We start from the raw sequence: 16386 nt of genomic DNA on the forward strand, positions 1-16386 counted from the left end.
GCCGGCCTAGATATCCCCCACCACCGCGCTTACGTGAATCGCGTCATGGCGCCAATATTCCAGATCGCAATCGATCAGCCGCCCGCGCTGGTCGTGGTTGACCCGAACAATGCGCAGGCCCGGGCTGCCGATGGAGACTTTCAGCGCCCCTGCCGCTTCCACGGGTAACGCCGTGGGCACCATCTCGAAACGCACCTGGCCATAGCGAATGTCGTAATAGCTGGCGTAGAGCTCGGTGAGCGACTGGTTTAGGTCCAGCTCGAGGATCTGCGGGAAGTAATCTGGATTGAGGTAGTGCTCGACGTAGAGCACCAGCCGTTCATCGATGCGACGGGCGCGGCAGATCTGGATCACGCTGGACAACGCCGGCAATTGCAGCAAACCGCAAATCACGGCGGAGGCCGGTTGCAGCCGCGCGGAAATCACCTGGGTCGCAGGCACTCGGCCCTGGGCCTGAACCATTGCGTGAAAGTGGCTGCGCCGCATCAGGTCATAGGCCAGTCGCGGCGGTGAAATGAACCAGCCGCGCCGCTCCTCACGATAGATCAAGCCCCTGGCCTCCAACTGCACCAGCGCCTCGCGCAAGGTGATGCGTGTGGTATCGAAGACCTCGCTCAGCTTGCGCTCAGCCGGCAACTTGCTGCCCGGCGGCAACAGACCGTGTTCGATCTGTTCTTGCAGCGCGTTGCAAATGGTCGTCACTGCTCGGGGTATTTCGTCGCGCATTGCGTTACCTATCTGGACTAGACCAGCGCTATTAAAGGGCGAAGTCGCTCGTTGACTGGCCCGTTTCGGTGCTCCAGAGCCTAGGCAGCCTAGATGACCATTGCGTGACATTCCAGCCAGGAACGGGCGCAACACCAGCGCTCAGCAAATCATGCGGGCCTTTCAGATCAGGCCCTTGAGCATGGTCTACGCTCATTCCACAGCAACTGGCCGGGCTGTGTCTCGCCCCAGCAAGAGTCGGTCCAGACACGAAAGCGTCATGTAACTCGCCTAACTTGGCTCAGGTATTGCTGACCTAGACCAACCATCCGCAACGAACACTTCTATGAGTCCGTCGAGAAGTGCACAAAGGAGCTTCGAATGAAACACCTTTTGCTGGCATCACTCCTGGGTTCGGCCATCGCGCTGAGCACTTCGGCCATGGCCGCCGACACCGACCTCAAAACACTTGAAGCCGCCGCCAAGGCTGAGGGCGCGGTCAACAGCGTGGGCATGCCCGATGACTGGGCCAACTGGAAAGGCACCTGGACCGACCTGACCGCCAAGTACGGTCTGGTGCACATGGACACCGACATGAGTTCGGCTCAGGAAGTGGCCAAGTTCGATGCGGAAAAAGACAACGCCAGCGCTGACATTGGCGACGTGGGTGCAGCGTTCGGCCCGATCGCTGTGGCGAAGGGCGTGACTCAACCGTACAAGCCGAGCACTTGGGCTCAGGTACCGGACTGGGCCAAGGATAAAGACGGTCACTGGGCATTGGCCTATACCGGCACTATCGCTTTCATCGTCAACAAAAAGCTGCTCCACGGCTCGGACGTACCGACCCAATGGGCTGACCTGAAGAACGGCAAGTACAAGGTCACCATCGGTGATGTCAGCACCGCGGCCCAGGCGGCTAACGGCGTATTGGCCGCTGCGATCTCCATGAAAGGCGATGAAACCAACCTCGCGCCGGGCCTGCAGTTGTTCACCGAACTGGCCAAACAAAAGCGCTTGGGCATCAACAACCCGACGATCCAGTCGATGGAAAAAGGCGAAGTGGAAGTGGGCGTGGTCTGGGACTTCAACGGCCTGAGCTACAAAGCCAAGATGGCCAATCCTGACGACTACGTCGTGCTGATCCCGTCCGACGGCTCGGTGATCTCGGGCTACACGACGATCATCAACAAGTACGCCAAACACCCGAACGCCGCCAAGCTGGCCCGTGAATACATCTTCAGTGACGCCGGTCAGATCAACCTGGCCAAAGGCAACGCGCGCCCAATCCGCGCCGAGCATCTGACGCTGCCAGCAGACGTGCAAGCCAAGCTACTGCCCAACGAGCAGTACAAGAACGTGACGCCGATCAAAGACGCTGCGGCATGGGAAAAACCTCGAAAGCCCTGCCACAGCAGTGGAACGAGCAAGTCATCGTCGAGATGCAGTAATAGCCGAACGGCGCTCCAGAAATGGGGCGCCGTTTTCAGCCACCCATTGCACTGTGGGAGTGAGCTTGCTCACGAATAGGCCCATATATTCAACCTCTTCAGGGCCTGTTGATCAGCATTCGTGAGCAAGCTCACTCCCACAGGGATCTCCGACAAACTCCAACACCCTCCGGAGCGGCACATGAAACACAACGTCATCCTCATCCTGCTGGACGGCCTGAGTTACAGCGTCGCGCACCATGCGATGGGGCATTTGCTGGCCTACCGAAACGCAGGCCGTGCGGCGTTGTACAAGCTCGAATGCGAACTGCCGTCGCTGTCACGCCCGCTGTATGAGTGCATTCTGACCGGCGTGGCGCCCATAGACAGCGGCATCGTGCACAACCAGGTTTCCCGGCTGTCCAACCAGCGCAGCGTGTTCCATTACGCCACCGACGCCGGACTGACCACCGCCGCTGCGGCATACCACTGGGTCAGCGAGCTGTACAACCGCAGCCCGTTTATGGCCGCGCGCGACCGTCACACCGACGACGTCGACTTGCCGATTCAGCACGGGCATTTCTACTACGTCGATCACTACCCCGATTCCCATCTGTTCGACGATGCCGAGCATCTGCGAACCGCCCACGCGCCGCACTTCTTGTTCGTGCATCCGATGAATATCGATGACGCCGGCCACAAGCACGGCCTCGACACCCCGCAGTACCGCAACAGCGCGCGCTCCGCCGACATCATCCTCGCCGAGTACCTGCAGCGCTGGCTCGATGCGGGCTATCAAGTGCTGGTGACCGCCGACCACGGCATGAACAACGACCGTTCACATAACGGCGTGCTGCCGGAAGAACGCGAAGTCCCGTTGTTCGTGCTCGGTGACGCCTTCAGCCTCGACCCCGACGCGCACCCGAAACAGACCGAGATCTGCGGCACCGTCTGCGAACTGCTCGGGGTGCCCCACGACAAACCTGTGTGCAGAGAGGTGCTCAAGTGAATTCACAAAGCCGCGGCAAATGGCTGGCGCTGTTGTGCCTTGTGCCGTTTGCGGTATTCTTCATCGCCTTTCAGATCGCGCCGCTGGCCTGGGTGGCGATCAACAGCCTGCAATCGGACGCCGGCTGGGGCATCGACAGCTTTGTCAAAGCATTCAACTCGCGCTTCTACCGTCAGGCGATGCAGTACAGCCTGGAGATCAGTTTCTGGTCGAGCCTGATCGGCATCGTCATCGCGATTCTCGGCAGTTATTCCCTGCGCAAAGTGCCGTCGCGCCTCCGGGATTTCGTCAGCGCCTTCGCCAACATGACCAGCAACTTTTCCGGCGTCCCGCTGGCGTTTGCCTTCATCATCCTGCTCGGTTTCAACGGCGCGCTGACGCTGATTCTCAAGCAGGCCGGGATCATCGATGACTTCAACCTGTACTCGAAAACCGGCCTGATCATTCTCTACACCTATTTCCAGATCCCGCTGGGCGTGTTGCTGCTGTACCCGGCGTTCGACGCACTGCGGGAAGACTGGCGCGAATCGGCGTCACTGCTGGGCGCCAGCGGCTGGGACTACTGGCGGCACATCGGCATCCCGGTGCTGACGCCTGCGCTGCTCGGCACCTTCGTGATCCTGCTGGCCAACGCGCTGGGGGCTTACGCCACGGTGTATGCGCTGACCACCGGCAATTTCAACGTGCTGCCGATCCGCATCGCGGCGATGGTCGCGGGCGACATTACGCTGGACCCGAACATGGCCAGCGCCCTGGCGATGATTCTGGTGGGGATGATGACGCTGGTGACCGTCGTGCATCAGTGGCTGTTGAAGAGGAGCTACCATGTCTCGCGCTGAACGCCGCCCGCCGGGGCTTTACCACCGCGTCGTGGTCTACCTGCTGTTTCTGATTCTGCTCGCGCCGCTGCTGGGCACCTTTGTGTATTCGATCGCCACCAGTTGGTCGGCGACCATTCTGCCCGACGGGCTGACCTACAAATGGTACGTCGCGCTGTGGAGCGATCCGCGTTTTCTCCGCGCGTTCGGCCAGTCGCTGCTGGTGTGCGTCGGCGCGCTGGTGCTGTCGGTGGTGCTGATTCTGCCGCTGCTCTTCGTCGTGCATTACCACTTCCCCAAACTCGACGCGCTGATGAACATCCTCATCCTGCTGCCTTTCGCGGTGCCGCCGGTGGTGTCCTCGGTGGGTCTGTTGCAGCTCTACGGTTCGGGGCCGCTGGCGATGGTCGGCACGCCGTGGATTCTGATCGGCTGCTACTTCACCGTGGCACTGCCCTTCATGTACCGGGCGATCACCAACAACCTGCAAGCGATCAATCTGGTTGACCTGATGGACGCGGCCCAGTTGCTCGGCGCCAATACCTTTCAGGCAGCGTTTCTGGTGGTGCTGCCGAACCTGCGCAAAGGCCTGATGATTGCCCTGCTGCTGTCGTTCTCGTTCCTGTTCGGCGAGTTCGTGTTCGCCAATCTTTTGGTTGGCACCCGCTACGAGACCCTGCAGGTGTACCTCAACAACATGCGCAACAGCAGCGGTCACTTCAACAGCGCGCTGGTGATTTCCTACTTCTTTTTCGTACTGCTGCTGACGTGGGCGGCCAACCGACTGAACAAGGACAAAGACTGATATGAGCTTCGTCAGTGTCGAAAACCTGCAGAAGAATTACGGCAGCACGGCGGTCTTCAGCGACATCAATTGCGACATCCACAAAGGCGAGTTCGTCACCCTGCTCGGCCCGTCCGGGTGCGGCAAGTCCACCTTGCTGCGCTGCATCGCGGGGCTGACGCCTGTGACCAGCGGCAGCATCTTCCTCGACGGCAAGGACCTGGTGCCGGTGTCGCCGCAAAAGCGCGGCATCGGCATGGTGTTCCAGAGCTATGCGCTGTTTCCCAACATGAACGTGGAGCAAAACGTCGCGTTCGGCCTGCGCATGCAGAAAGTCAGTACAGACGAAATGAAGCAGCGGGTGGGCGAGGTGCTCAAGCTGGTGGAGCTGAACGAGTTCGCCACGCGCTACCCGCATCAGCTCTCGGGCGGGCAGTGTCAGCGCGTGGCATTGGCGCGATCGCTGGTGACGCGCCCTCGCCTGCTGCTGCTCGATGAGCCGCTGTCGGCCCTCGATGCGCGCATCCGCAAGCACCTGCGCGAGCAGATCCGCGCCATTCAGCAGGAGCTGGGCCTGACGACGATCTTCGTGACCCACGATCAGGAAGAAGCGCTGACCATGTCCGACCGGATTTTCCTGATGAATCAGGGCCGGATCGTGCAGAGCGGCGACGCCGAAACCCTGTACACCGCACCGGTCGACGCCTTCGCAGCCGGCTTCATCGGCAACTACAACCTGCTGGAAGCCGATGCAGCCAGCCGCCTGATGCAGCGCCCGATCAACAGCCGCGTGGCGATTCGCCCGGAAGCCATTCAATTAAGCCTGACCGGTTCGCTGGAAGGCGAAGTGCGCAGCCATAGCCTGCTGGGCAACGTGATCCGCTATCGCGTCGAAGCCCGGGGCGTGGAACTGGTGGTTGACGTGCTCAACCGTTCGGCCAGCGACTTGCACCCGAAGGGTCAGCGCGTCACCCTGCACATTGAAGATTCGGCGTTGTGTGCCGTTTGAAGCAGCTGCAAGCTTCAAGCTAAAAGCTGCAAGAGGGCGCGGCGGTGATCCAGCTTTTTCTTGCAGCTTGCGGCTCGGAACTTGCCGCTGTGCGCCGGACACCAACAGAACCAACACTGATTAATGGAGGGCGCGGTGCCTTTAGCAATTTTCGATCTGGACGAAACCCTGATCCACGGTGACTGTTCCAGCCTGTGGAGCGAGCAGATGGGCCGGCTGGGCTGGGTCGATCCCGAGTGGTTCATGAAGAAAGACCACGAACTGATGGAAGCCTACGGCAAGGGCGAGCTGGCCATGGAAGATTACATGGCGTTCAGCTTGGACCCGATGATCGGGCGCACACCGGAGGAAGTGGATTTTCTGGTGGGGCCTTGGGTCGAGGATTACATCGAGCCGATCATTTTCAGCGACGCCACCAAGGCCATCGCCGAACACCGCGCCGCCGGTGACCGCATTCTGATCATCTCGGCGTCGGGCGTGCACCTGGTCAAGCCCATTGCCGAGCGCATCGGCGTTGATGAGGTGCTGGCCATCGATCTGGAGCTCGCCCATGGCGTGTACACCGGCCAGACCACCGGCGTGCTCACCTACCGCGAAGGCAAAATCACCCGCTTGATGGCATGGCTGGATCAGGAGGGCGAAAACCTGGAAGGCGCGAGCTTTTATTCCGATTCGCGCAACGATTTGCCCCTGTTGCTGAAAGTGGATTTCCCCACGCGGTGAACCCGGATCCGGCGCTGCGCGAACACGCTGAAAAGGCCGGCTGGCCGATTCATCACTGGAAGTAGCTGTCTCAGCTGCCCCCGCCGCCGTCCAAACCGACCAAAGGGAGCAAAACCTGTCATTTCTGACAGTAGCCGACTTCCCTGATCCGGCGCTCAATGACTCCTGGCATTCATCGACAGGAGTCAACCGCCATGACCACATCGCCGCTTAACCCGTCTCGCCCCTCCAGTGAGACCAGCTCGCTCATCGACCTGGAAATCCCCGGCCGCGTGGGCCCTCTGCCCGTGCCACCGGCTGAGCCAGGTCAGACGCTATTGGGCATTAACCACGGCGCGGCTCTGGATAACTTTCCGCTATATGGCTTGCAGCTGTACATTCCGGCATGGCCGAATATGGCTATGGGCGACAGTGTCTCCGTATGGCTCGACGACAAAGTAGTCACCACGCAGTTCATCACGGTACCGGAGCAGGCCGGCCATCGGCTGACTACCTTCGTCAAAGAAAAGGACCTCATTTCCGACAAGCACACCCTGCGATACAGCGTGACGCAATTCGGTCAAACGCCCCAGTTCTCCGCTTACACAGATATATTCGTCAAACTTGAACGGCCCGGCGGACAGGATCAGAACGGCGACACACCCGGCCATTCGGAACTGAAATTCACGCTGCCCGAGGCCATTGTCAACGATGGTGTGGATGCCGGTGCCGCCGAGAATGGCGTGCCCGTTACCATCGCGCATTATCCGAACATGACCGCTGGGGACACTATCAAGCTTTCCTGGGGTGGGCAGTTTGTGGAACATGCGGTGACGTCGGACGAAGTGGGTCAACCGATCGAGATGACTGTCGCTAAAGACGTCATTGAACGCGGTGGAGACTCAGGCGCAAACGGCCTGGCCGTGACGTTCGAGGTCTACGATGTGGTGCAGAACCGGTCCGAAGACTGGGCCGCCGAGACCCGTATTGAGGTTGACACCGGCAACTCTCGGTTGAGCGCACCGCTTGTCAAGGAAGCTGTCGAGAATGTTCTGGACGTGGACACCCTGGCGGGCAAACCGATAACCGTGCAGATCGTCGCGTTCGACGGTCGGGAGATGTTAGAGCAACTCAGCCAGTCATTAACGCCGGAACAAGCCGCACAGTTGCAAGCATCGATGGGCAAAGAAACCCTCTCGCGTCTCGGGGCACTCAAGACGGGCCTCGCCAGAGGCGACAAGATCCGGGTGACCTTGAAGGGCACCACGACTGAAGGCGTTCCGATCAATCATGAAGCGCCTGAGATTACGATCGACCACCTGCCGCAGATCCTCGAAATCCAGATCCCTAACACCGTGATCCGGCAACTGGCAAAAAGCCAGGCGATTTTCTCCTACCGGGCAATTCATGCGGACGCTACCGAGTCGAAGTCCAGAGGGGCATTCATCGGTGTGATCGGTGAAGCTGTGCGCATGGCCGCGCCGGTTGCGCTTGATGTCGAACAGGGTGCGATTGATCCAGACCTCCCCACTACGACCGTGCAGATCCCGTGGGATGACAGCATGGCAGCGGGCGATCAACTCAGACTGCAATGGGTCGGCACCGAGCCTGACCTGGACATCTATATGCCCGAGTTGCCCCCGCACGCCATCACCGACGGCGAAGCCGCCACCAAGGCTCCGATCGATTTCAGAGTAGAGGGCAAGCACCTCAAAGCGATCGAGGGCGGTACCCTCGAGCTGTATTTCATCCTTGCTCAAGAGGTGAAAAAACGCCCAATTGTCGAGCGCGAATCGGCTCGCGCCGCAAGGCTGAACGTCGGTGAGCCTCGGCCCGAGCTGGACGCTCCGGTAGTTGAAGGGGTAGTCGACGGGCTGATAGATCCCGCTTACGGCGCAACCACCGTGACCGTGCCGGTTTACACGGGAATGGAGATAGACGATGTGGTGTATTACCAATGGGACGGCAGCGCCAAAGATGCGGAGGACTCGCAGAGAATCACCTCATTCACCCAGAACAAACCCGTCAAATTCGACGTAAAGCAAGAATACATTTCGGACAACGACGGCGGCGCTGTAAAGGTTTCCTATTGGGTGATTCGTACGAGCGGACGCCGCAGCGACTCGGGCATCAACCGCTTCAGTGTCGGCGCTGCACAGAGTCTTTTGCCCCCCCATCATTGTAGAAGCGGTGGAATCAATGCTAACGCCTTGAAAGGCGTCCGACGGGCAGGATCCCATTTAGCGAGGAAGCTCATCATGAAACGCTACTCATGCACCCTCTCTCGCTGGACCACAATCATTCGACGCTGGCTTTGCGAGCTGTGCTGATCGCCAGCAGACCTGTTGATAGCGGGCAATAACCATAGGAGCCGAGCGCAAGGCAGACGGCTGTCACAGCCAATCTCTCGGCTTACACACATCTGCCTTGACAGCCAGTTGAAGCCCGACCAAAGGCAGCAAAACCTGTCATTTCTGACAGTAGTCAACTTCCCTGATCCGGCGCTCAATGACTCCTGGCATTCACCGACAGGAGTCAACCGCCATGACCTCATCGCCGCGGAACTCGTCTAGCTCTTCCCGTGGTATTAGCTCGCTCATCGACCTGGAGATCCCCGGTCGCGGTCTACGACGACGGGATGACGATTGAAGCGATCGTGACAGTGACCGGCCTTGCACAGGTCGAGTGCGCCGTAAATGACCTGCGCGTTTGACGCTCCACCAGATAGCACATCCGTTTGGCGGTTCAATAGCCTAGGGAGCCTTCAGCCGCGGTATTGCCGCTCCAGGCGCCGACCGAACTCAATGCACTGACGATGGACCGGCGACAACTGATCCGCCCAGGACAACATCCTCTGAAAGGAAGCTCATCATGAAACGCTACTCACGCACCCTCTTCCCCCGCTGGACCAGAATTATTCAACGCTGGCTTTGCGCCCTCTGCTGATCTCCGGCATGGTCGAGGACGTCTTGGACCATGACGGCGGGATCAACCTCAGCATTGTCGAAGACCCGTCCGGTGTGCTGTCTGCCGTCGACCCCTGGCTGCGCATGCAGGTCGGCGACCGTGTCAAGATCCATTGGGACGGTGTACTCATGGGCGAACGCGTCGTCGCAGAGGCCGACATCGACAATCGTATGTTTTTCAGGCTGGAATCCACTGCTATCGAAGCCGGCCGAAAGAAAGAGGTCTATTACAGCCTGACCCGCGTCGGCTCGAGCGTGCCGGAAGACTCCGTGTTAAGAAGCCTGCTGGTCAAGCTTGACCGGCCCGGAGGCAAGGACCGCGACCCGCATCTGCCCGGCCACTCAGAACTCGCTGCGCCGCAACTGCCCCAAGACATTATCGACAACGGCGTTGATGCCCAATCGGCCAGGGATGGCATCCCGGTGACCATTGCTGCGTACCCGGGACGCGCCGCGCGCGACACCTTGGAGTTGCGGTGGGGCGTGGTGTCAATCAGACATGTGATCTCGGTTGAGGAGGCACCGGGCAATGGCCCCATCGTCATCCAGGTTAAGCAGGCCGACATACTCGCAGCAGGCGACTCTGCAAACCTGCTCGTTCACTATCAGGTGTATGACGAAGTCTGGAACTTCTCCGAGCAGTGGTCGCTGCAGACGTTCGTGCCGGTAGATGCCGGCGCCTGGAAGCTGGATGCACCGATCATTCAGGACGCTATCAACGGCGAAATCGATCTGGGCCACCTGGGCAGCGCGGACGTCACGGTGAGGATCGCTGTCACCGCAGACCCATTCGAGCGAGGGGACACAGTGACCATGACCTGGCTCGGCACTACGGCGGCAGGCACTCCGCTGGAGCACAGCCAATCGGTCAGCATAACGAATATCCCGGCAATCTATGACACCACCGTGCCGAATGCACTCGTGCGCGAAATGATCAACGGGACCGCTCAGGCCTCGTATGTTCTGACCAAAGCCAACGGTGACCCGCCGCAATCGTCGAAACGGGCAGCCGTGCGGATCACCGGTGTGGCACCGCTGGAGATCCCGCGGATTCTGGAAGTGATCGGCGACGTGCTCGACCCGTATGTAGAACGCGCCCATGTAGAGATCCCGGTCTACGCCGGTATGGCCAACGGGGATCTGATCGATTTGGCCTGGCTGGGCACTCGCACTGATGGCGCGCCCTACCTGTATGAAACCCAGCACGTCGTCACCGCCAACGAAGCGGGCAACGTCGTGTATATCCCTGTGATGGGCGAACACATTGCCTTGCTTGAAAACGGCACAGTCGATGTCAGTTATCGGGTCTCTAACGACGCGTGGCAGGTACGAGATGTAAGAGATGTAAGAGATGTAAGAGTATCCGAGCATCTGGTCGTCAAGATTGGGCAACACAGGAGTGAATTGCCGGCGCCGATTATCGTTGAAGCACCGGACGGCGTGCTTGACCCCGAAGTGAATCCCGGTGATGTCACCCTACGGGTCAACTACCTCGGTACGGTTGCCGGCGATACGCTGACCTGGTACTGGCTCGGTCATCCGCTGGAGGGCAGCGGCAGTGACTGGCTCCCCATCACCACTACCATTGCCGGCGAACCGGTCGATTTCACCATTCCCCGTTCGTTGGTCGAGCCCAACATCAATGATGAAGTGCGGGTGCTGTACACCCTGAAGCGGGGCGCCACCGGCAAATTTCAATACTCGGCAACGCTGGACCTGGTGATCGGCAAACTCATCGGCGAACTGCCCGCCCCTATCGTGCTGGAGGCCAGCGCCGGGGAGCTTGACCCCATTGACGCGCTGACCGGCGCGACGGTACAGGTGAGCTACGCCAGCATGGAGGCCCAGGACCGTATCACGATGACCTGGCTGGGCAGCCCGGGGCCGGGCACGCCTGCTGACCAGGCAAAACCAGGCACCGCCAGCGGGCAAGTTGATTTCACAGTACCCGCCACGGTAGTCGGCGCGAACATTGGCCGTGATATCAGCGTGTCCTATCGGGTGAAACGCTACACCGCAGAAAAGCAATCCGATCCAACGATGCTCTCGGTACTGCCCTTCGGTGACCCGGACAATGACCTGCCGCATCCCGCTATCACTCAGGCCGACAGCCAGACGCTGATCCTTAACCTGGCAACTTTCACCGGCAATGGCACCGCAACCGTCGCGAAATGGCCATTTATTCTCGAGGGGCAGCGTGTATGGCTGCGCCTTGAAGGGGAAACCGGCAGCGGCGGCATGCACTCGATTACGCTCCTCGACAGCGCTGTGCTGACCAGTGCTCAGGCTTCTGCCGGCCTGTCTCTGTCCATCCTGCGAACCGAGCTCGAAAAACTCGGGCAAGACACCCGCGTGACGATGATCTGCAATGTGGCTTTCGATGGCGTCGCCAGCGAGAGTGCTGCCGTGCAGTTCCCGAGAACGGTCTACACCTTCAAGCTGCATCACGATTGGGTCAGCCCGCAGATCGTCAGCGTCAGGGACAGCAAGGGCGAAGTGGCTGACGGGGGCACCACGTTCGACACTGCTGTGAGCATCAGCGGTACCTCCACGATTGACGCCGAACAGGAAATCCTGGATGGCACGAACCGACTCGAAAGTGTGCGCGCCAATGCCTCCGGTGCGTGGAGCACGAATCTGTCGGCGCTCACTCCGAAAAACTACAGCTTCACGGCAAGGGCCCTCGACGGCAGCGGGCTGATCTCACCGCCTCGCCGCCTCGAAGTTCTGGCCAATGTGACGCCAGTGATCAATCAGGTGCTCGACTCTCGAGGGCCAGTCACCAACGGCGGCACGACCGTGGACACCAGTGTCACGGTATCGGGGCTGGCGAGCGCTGATCAGCAGATCGAGCTGTTTGACAACAGGGTCTCAAAAGGCACCACCAGAACAGATGGAGCCGGCGTCTGGTCGCTCACGGTTACCGGGCTGACCGTTGCCTCGCACCCGTTCAAGGCCAGGGCCATGTATGGCACGCAGCCTGAATCCGCTGTCTGGACGGTGATCATCTCCGCCGCAGTCACACCGACCATCACCCATATTAAAGACACGCAAGCCGTGGAGATCCCGCCTGATGGTTTCACCGTCGATACCAGCGTGGTGTTGACCGGCAAAGCCAGCGCGGGTCTTGAAGTAGAAGTCTTCGACGGCGCGGCGTCGCGCGGCAGATCGACTGCCAATGCAAGCGGGCAATGGACAATCACCCTCACGGGGCTGAGCCTGGCGCGGCATGACATGAAAGTCAGGGCGAACTACGGAAGCAATCCGGAATCCTCCGTGCGTAAGTTCACGGTCACCGATGTGGTCACTCCGACCATTACACGAGTCGTAGACCCTCAGAGCAACGCTGTCAGTAACGGCGGGGCTACCTATGCCAATGCTGTCGCCGTATCGGGCATGGCGTCGATTGGCCAATCCGTGGAGCTGTTCGACGGAGGCTCGTCCAAAGGGATTGCCAGTGTGAACTCAAGCGGTGGATGGTCTCGATCGGTCAGCGGCCTGTCGGTGGGGGCCCATAGCCTGACTGCCAAAGCCGTGTATGCCAGTCATCCGGCGTCCTCACCCTGGACCTTCAGCGTCAGGGCTGCAACGGCGCCGACGCTGATCGTACGCGACTCAAAAGGCGAGATCGCACAGGGAGGCACCACCGCAGAGACCACGGTGACGGCGTCAGGCACAGCGGCGGCCAATGAGCAGGTGGAAGTCTTCGACGGGACCACCTCTAAAGGGAAGACCGCAGTAGGCGGTAACGGTAGCTGGAGCGCATCGGTGGCCGTGGCGCTGGGTGACCACAGTCTCAAAGCTGTGGGGCAATACGGTCCAAATCCTGCATCGGCTGTTCGCCAGTTTTCGGTCATTTCTCCGATACCTGAGTTCGTGCTGAATTCGTCGCCCGTTTCGCTGAATGGCGGTTTTTACGCGTTTGGAGGCTATCCCGGGACGCTCCCGCTCAGTTGGCCAGCCGGTACCACACTGGTGAGAACACCCACCAGTGGTGTCCCACCTTATTCGTACTCGTCCAGCAATACGTCAATGGTGCGCGTCGATCAAAATGGCCGTATCTATTCAGCATCCAACGGCGCGGCAACTATCACAGTGCGGGACAAGGAGGGTCGCCAAGGCAGTTACACGGTGACCGTTTCTAATGTGACTCTGGTGCACGGAATGGGGAATCGAAACTGGCCAGATGCAAACAGGACTGTTTCCGGTGCCGGACGGAGGATGATGAACATGGGCCAACTGCGGCAAATCTACAATCTGTATGGCAGCAACTTCCCAATGGGAAGCCATGAATGTTGGTCCACCGACTCTGCAGGGCTGTTCCGCAATTGGACGAAGAACCTGGCAACCGGTGCGGAAGGTACAGCATATACAACAGCCCCCGCCGGCGGCTTTTGTTACGTGATGGCGATATAAGGAAGGCGGGAGAGCTACTCAGGCTCTCCCGCGTTATATTCACCAGCTATACCGCAACCCAACATTCGCCCCAAACGGCTGCTCAATATTCTCGCCATTGGCGTAATCAAAATCAGCATGCACCTGCAGGCTGTCTGAAAACGCCACGGCAACGCCCGCCCCCAACTCACCTCGCGAGCCGGACAAGTCGTTGTTGAACACGTTGTTGTTCACTTGCACTTCGTTGTTCTTCGCGAACTCGTGCACACCCGCCACCCGCACATACGGTTGCACCACTTTGCCGTCACTCATCTCGAAGTTACGACCTGCCGTCATCCCCACCTTGCCCAGCAGCGAACGGGTGCGATCGCCTTCGGCACGCATGTCGTTGTTCAACCGGTAATCCTTGCCCTGGATCACCACCGCGGACAACTGGCTGTACGGTTCGATGAAATACCCGTCGTTCAGCTTGATGTGTCGACCAAACTCCACTGAGCCACCGGCGCCCGAGTTGTCGTAATCACCCTTGGCACGGGTGCCGTCGCTGATGCTGACCTTCGAGTCGTTGCGGAAGCGGTTGAACTTCAACACACCGTCGAAATAGTAGCCGCTGGCCTGGTCCATCCAGGTGGTGTAGATCCCGGCGTAATAGCTGTTGACCGTGCCCGACGTCCCGCGACTGAGGTCAAGATCGGATTTGCTGTGCCCGGCCAGTACGCCCACCAGCCACTGCCCGTCGCCAATCGGCAGCGGTGCATCGGCGCCGAGCGATACGCCCTGCTGCGTCTGCTGATAGCCGACCCCGGACGCTTCATCGACGTTATATTTGTTGCCGTAGGTGCGCACCCAGCCGCCCGATTTACCGCCGTTGAAGCGCAACTCGCCCATGCGACTGCGCAGCGATGTCAGCTCGCCGTACCAGACCGTCGGCGCGGTATTGAACAGCGCCAGCACCGAGCGCGTGCCAGGGCTGATCGTCGCGGTATTCGGGTCCAGAAACCAGTCTGTGCCGCCCGCGCCATTGCTGGCCGACGCAAGTTGATAGGAATAGGTCCCCACGTCAACCGCACCGTCGCCCGCCAGCGCAAAGGTTGCGTCACCGCCCCCGGTCTGCACAATGGTCAGGGGCTGTGGTGACGTCGGATCGACGCCGGAACCTGCGATCAGCAAGGTATGGCTGCCCGTCGCAGAGCCGGTCACATTGAGCAGGTCGTGCTCGTTGGTAAGATAATCCGCGTCCATGATGAACGTGCCGTTGCCGGACAGCGTGCCGACGTTGAGTTGGTAGAACGCATTGGTCGCGCCAAACCTCACCGCACTGTCGTTCATTGCAAGTGAATTGAGGCTATTGGAGCCCAGCATTTCCCAGGTGGAAGACCCTGCGAGGGTAACGCTGTCAACGTTGATCAAGTTGCCGGTGAGCACCGAGTTGTTGGTCAGCGAAACCACGCCGCCACCGGAGGTGATATCGCCGGACATCGAGCTGGCATCCAGGCTGACATTACCGCTGCTCACATCGCCTTTCAGCGTTGAGCCGCCGAGCAACCTCAGCACACCTGCGCCGCCGGTCGATGTGACATTGCCGACGATCGAACTGGCGTCGAGGCTGACGTTGTCGCTGCTGACATTACCCTCCAGCACGGAGCCTGCCACCAGGGACACCACGCCTGCATTGCCGGTCGACGTGACATTCCCGACTATCGAGCTGGCGTCGAGACTGACGTTGTTGCTGTTCACGTTGCCTCTCACCAGAGAGCGGCGAACCAGCTTGACGGCACCTGCTCCGCTGGCCGAAGTGACATCGCCGACAACCGAGCTGGCGTCAAGACTGACGTTGTCACCGATAACCTGACCTTCTACGGTGGCCCCTCCGATAAGCGATACAACGCCGGCGTTGCTGGTCGACGTGATGTCACCCTTCATTGAACTGGCGTTCAGGCTGACGTTATCGCTGCTGACATTACCTTCCAGCACGGAGCCTGCTACCAGGGACACTACGCCTGCGCTGCTCAACGACGTGATGTCGCCGATCATCTGACTGGCATCCAGGCTGACGTTGTCGCTGTTAACGTTGCCTTCCAGCACTGAACTGCCGACGAGCGACACCACGCCTGCGCTGCTCATCGACGTGATGTCGCCCTTCATCTGACTGGTATCCAGGCTGACGTTGTCGCTGTTCACGTTGCCTTCCAGCACTGACCGGTTAGCCAGCGAAACCACACCGGCGTTGCTGGCCGAGGTCACGTTTCCGGTAATGGAACTTGCATTCAGATTGACCGTATCAATACCGGTGACATCGCCCGTGAGCGCCGAGTTATTGTTCAGCGCCAGCGTGCCGCTGCTGGTGGCGTCCGCCGAAACGTTACCGATCAACCGGCCCTGATCGAAGGTCAGGTTGGCGATGCTGCCGTTGGAGATAGCGAAGTTACCGGTCACTTCACTGCTCTGCAGCAGCACGTTCGCCGTCGCCGTGTTGGTCACTTCCAGCGCATTGCCGTTGCCGCCCGTCAAGGTGGTGCCGTTGAGCAGGTTGAGGTTGGCAACCATCCCGCCGCCCTGACCATTGAGCAG

8 protein-coding genes and 2 pseudogenes are annotated in these 16386 nt (G+C 59.9%); 8 read left to right on the top strand and 2 right to left on the bottom strand.

What is annotated here, in order from left to right:
• Window positions 1–6 precede the first annotated feature (6 nt).
• Complete coding sequence (locus JN403_RS23195; RefSeq protein ID WP_205484483.1) at window positions 7–726, bottom strand: UTRA domain-containing protein; 720 nt, start codon at window positions 724–726, stop codon at window positions 7–9.
• A gap of 360 nt (window positions 727–1086) precedes the next feature.
• Here JN403_RS23195 and JN403_RS23200 point away from each other — a divergent pair.
• From JN403_RS23200 to JN403_RS23235, 8 genes and pseudogenes are all read left to right on the top strand, one after another.
• A pseudogene (locus JN403_RS23200) lies at window positions 1087–2153 on the top strand (ABC transporter substrate-binding protein).
• Window positions 2154–2334: 181 nt separating this feature from the next.
• Window positions 2335–3141 (top strand): alkaline phosphatase family protein, encoded by an 807-nt coding sequence (locus tag JN403_RS23205; protein ID WP_205484485.1) that lies wholly within the window; start codon window positions 2335–2337, stop codon window positions 3139–3141.
• Window positions 3138–3980 carry an ABC transporter permease subunit gene (locus tag JN403_RS23210; protein WP_205484487.1) on the top strand — a complete coding sequence of 281 codons (843 nt, stop codon included), beginning with the start codon at window positions 3138–3140 and terminating at the stop codon, window positions 3978–3980. Before JN403_RS23205 ends, JN403_RS23210 begins: the two co-directional genes overlap by 4 nt.
• Complete coding sequence (locus JN403_RS23215) at window positions 3967–4764, top strand: ABC transporter permease (protein WP_122537490.1); 798 nt, start codon at window positions 3967–3969, stop codon at window positions 4762–4764. Before JN403_RS23210 ends, JN403_RS23215 begins: the two co-directional genes overlap by 14 nt.
• A gap of 1 nt (window position 4765) precedes the next feature.
• Window positions 4766–5752, top strand: coding sequence for an ABC transporter ATP-binding protein (locus JN403_RS23220; RefSeq protein WP_205484489.1), 987 nt, complete (start codon window positions 4766–4768; stop codon window positions 5750–5752).
• Window positions 5753–5887: 135 nt separating this feature from the next.
• A pseudogene (locus JN403_RS23225) lies at window positions 5888–6540 on the top strand (HAD family hydrolase).
• A gap of 129 nt (window positions 6541–6669) precedes the next feature.
• On the top strand, window positions 6670–8784 hold the full coding sequence (locus JN403_RS23230; RefSeq protein WP_205484491.1) for a hypothetical protein: 2115 nt from the start codon (window positions 6670–6672) through the stop codon (window positions 8782–8784).
• 624 nt (window positions 8785–9408) lie between these two features.
• Window positions 9409–13836 carry a hypothetical protein gene (locus JN403_RS23235; protein ID WP_205484493.1) on the top strand — a complete coding sequence of 1476 codons (4428 nt, stop codon included), beginning with the start codon at window positions 9409–9411 and terminating at the stop codon, window positions 13834–13836.
• A 39-nt stretch (window positions 13837–13875) separates the two neighbouring features.
• Here JN403_RS23235 and JN403_RS23240 read toward each other — a convergent pair whose 3' ends face one another.
• Window positions 13876–16362 (bottom strand): autotransporter outer membrane beta-barrel domain-containing protein, encoded by a 2487-nt coding sequence (locus JN403_RS23240; protein ID WP_240356750.1) that lies wholly within the window; start codon window positions 16360–16362, stop codon window positions 13876–13878.
• Window positions 16363–16386: the final 24 nt, after the last annotated feature.

Source organism: Pseudomonas sp. 15A4, assembly GCF_016925575.1.
Lineage (GTDB): Bacteria > Pseudomonadota > Gammaproteobacteria > Pseudomonadales > Pseudomonadaceae > Aquipseudomonas.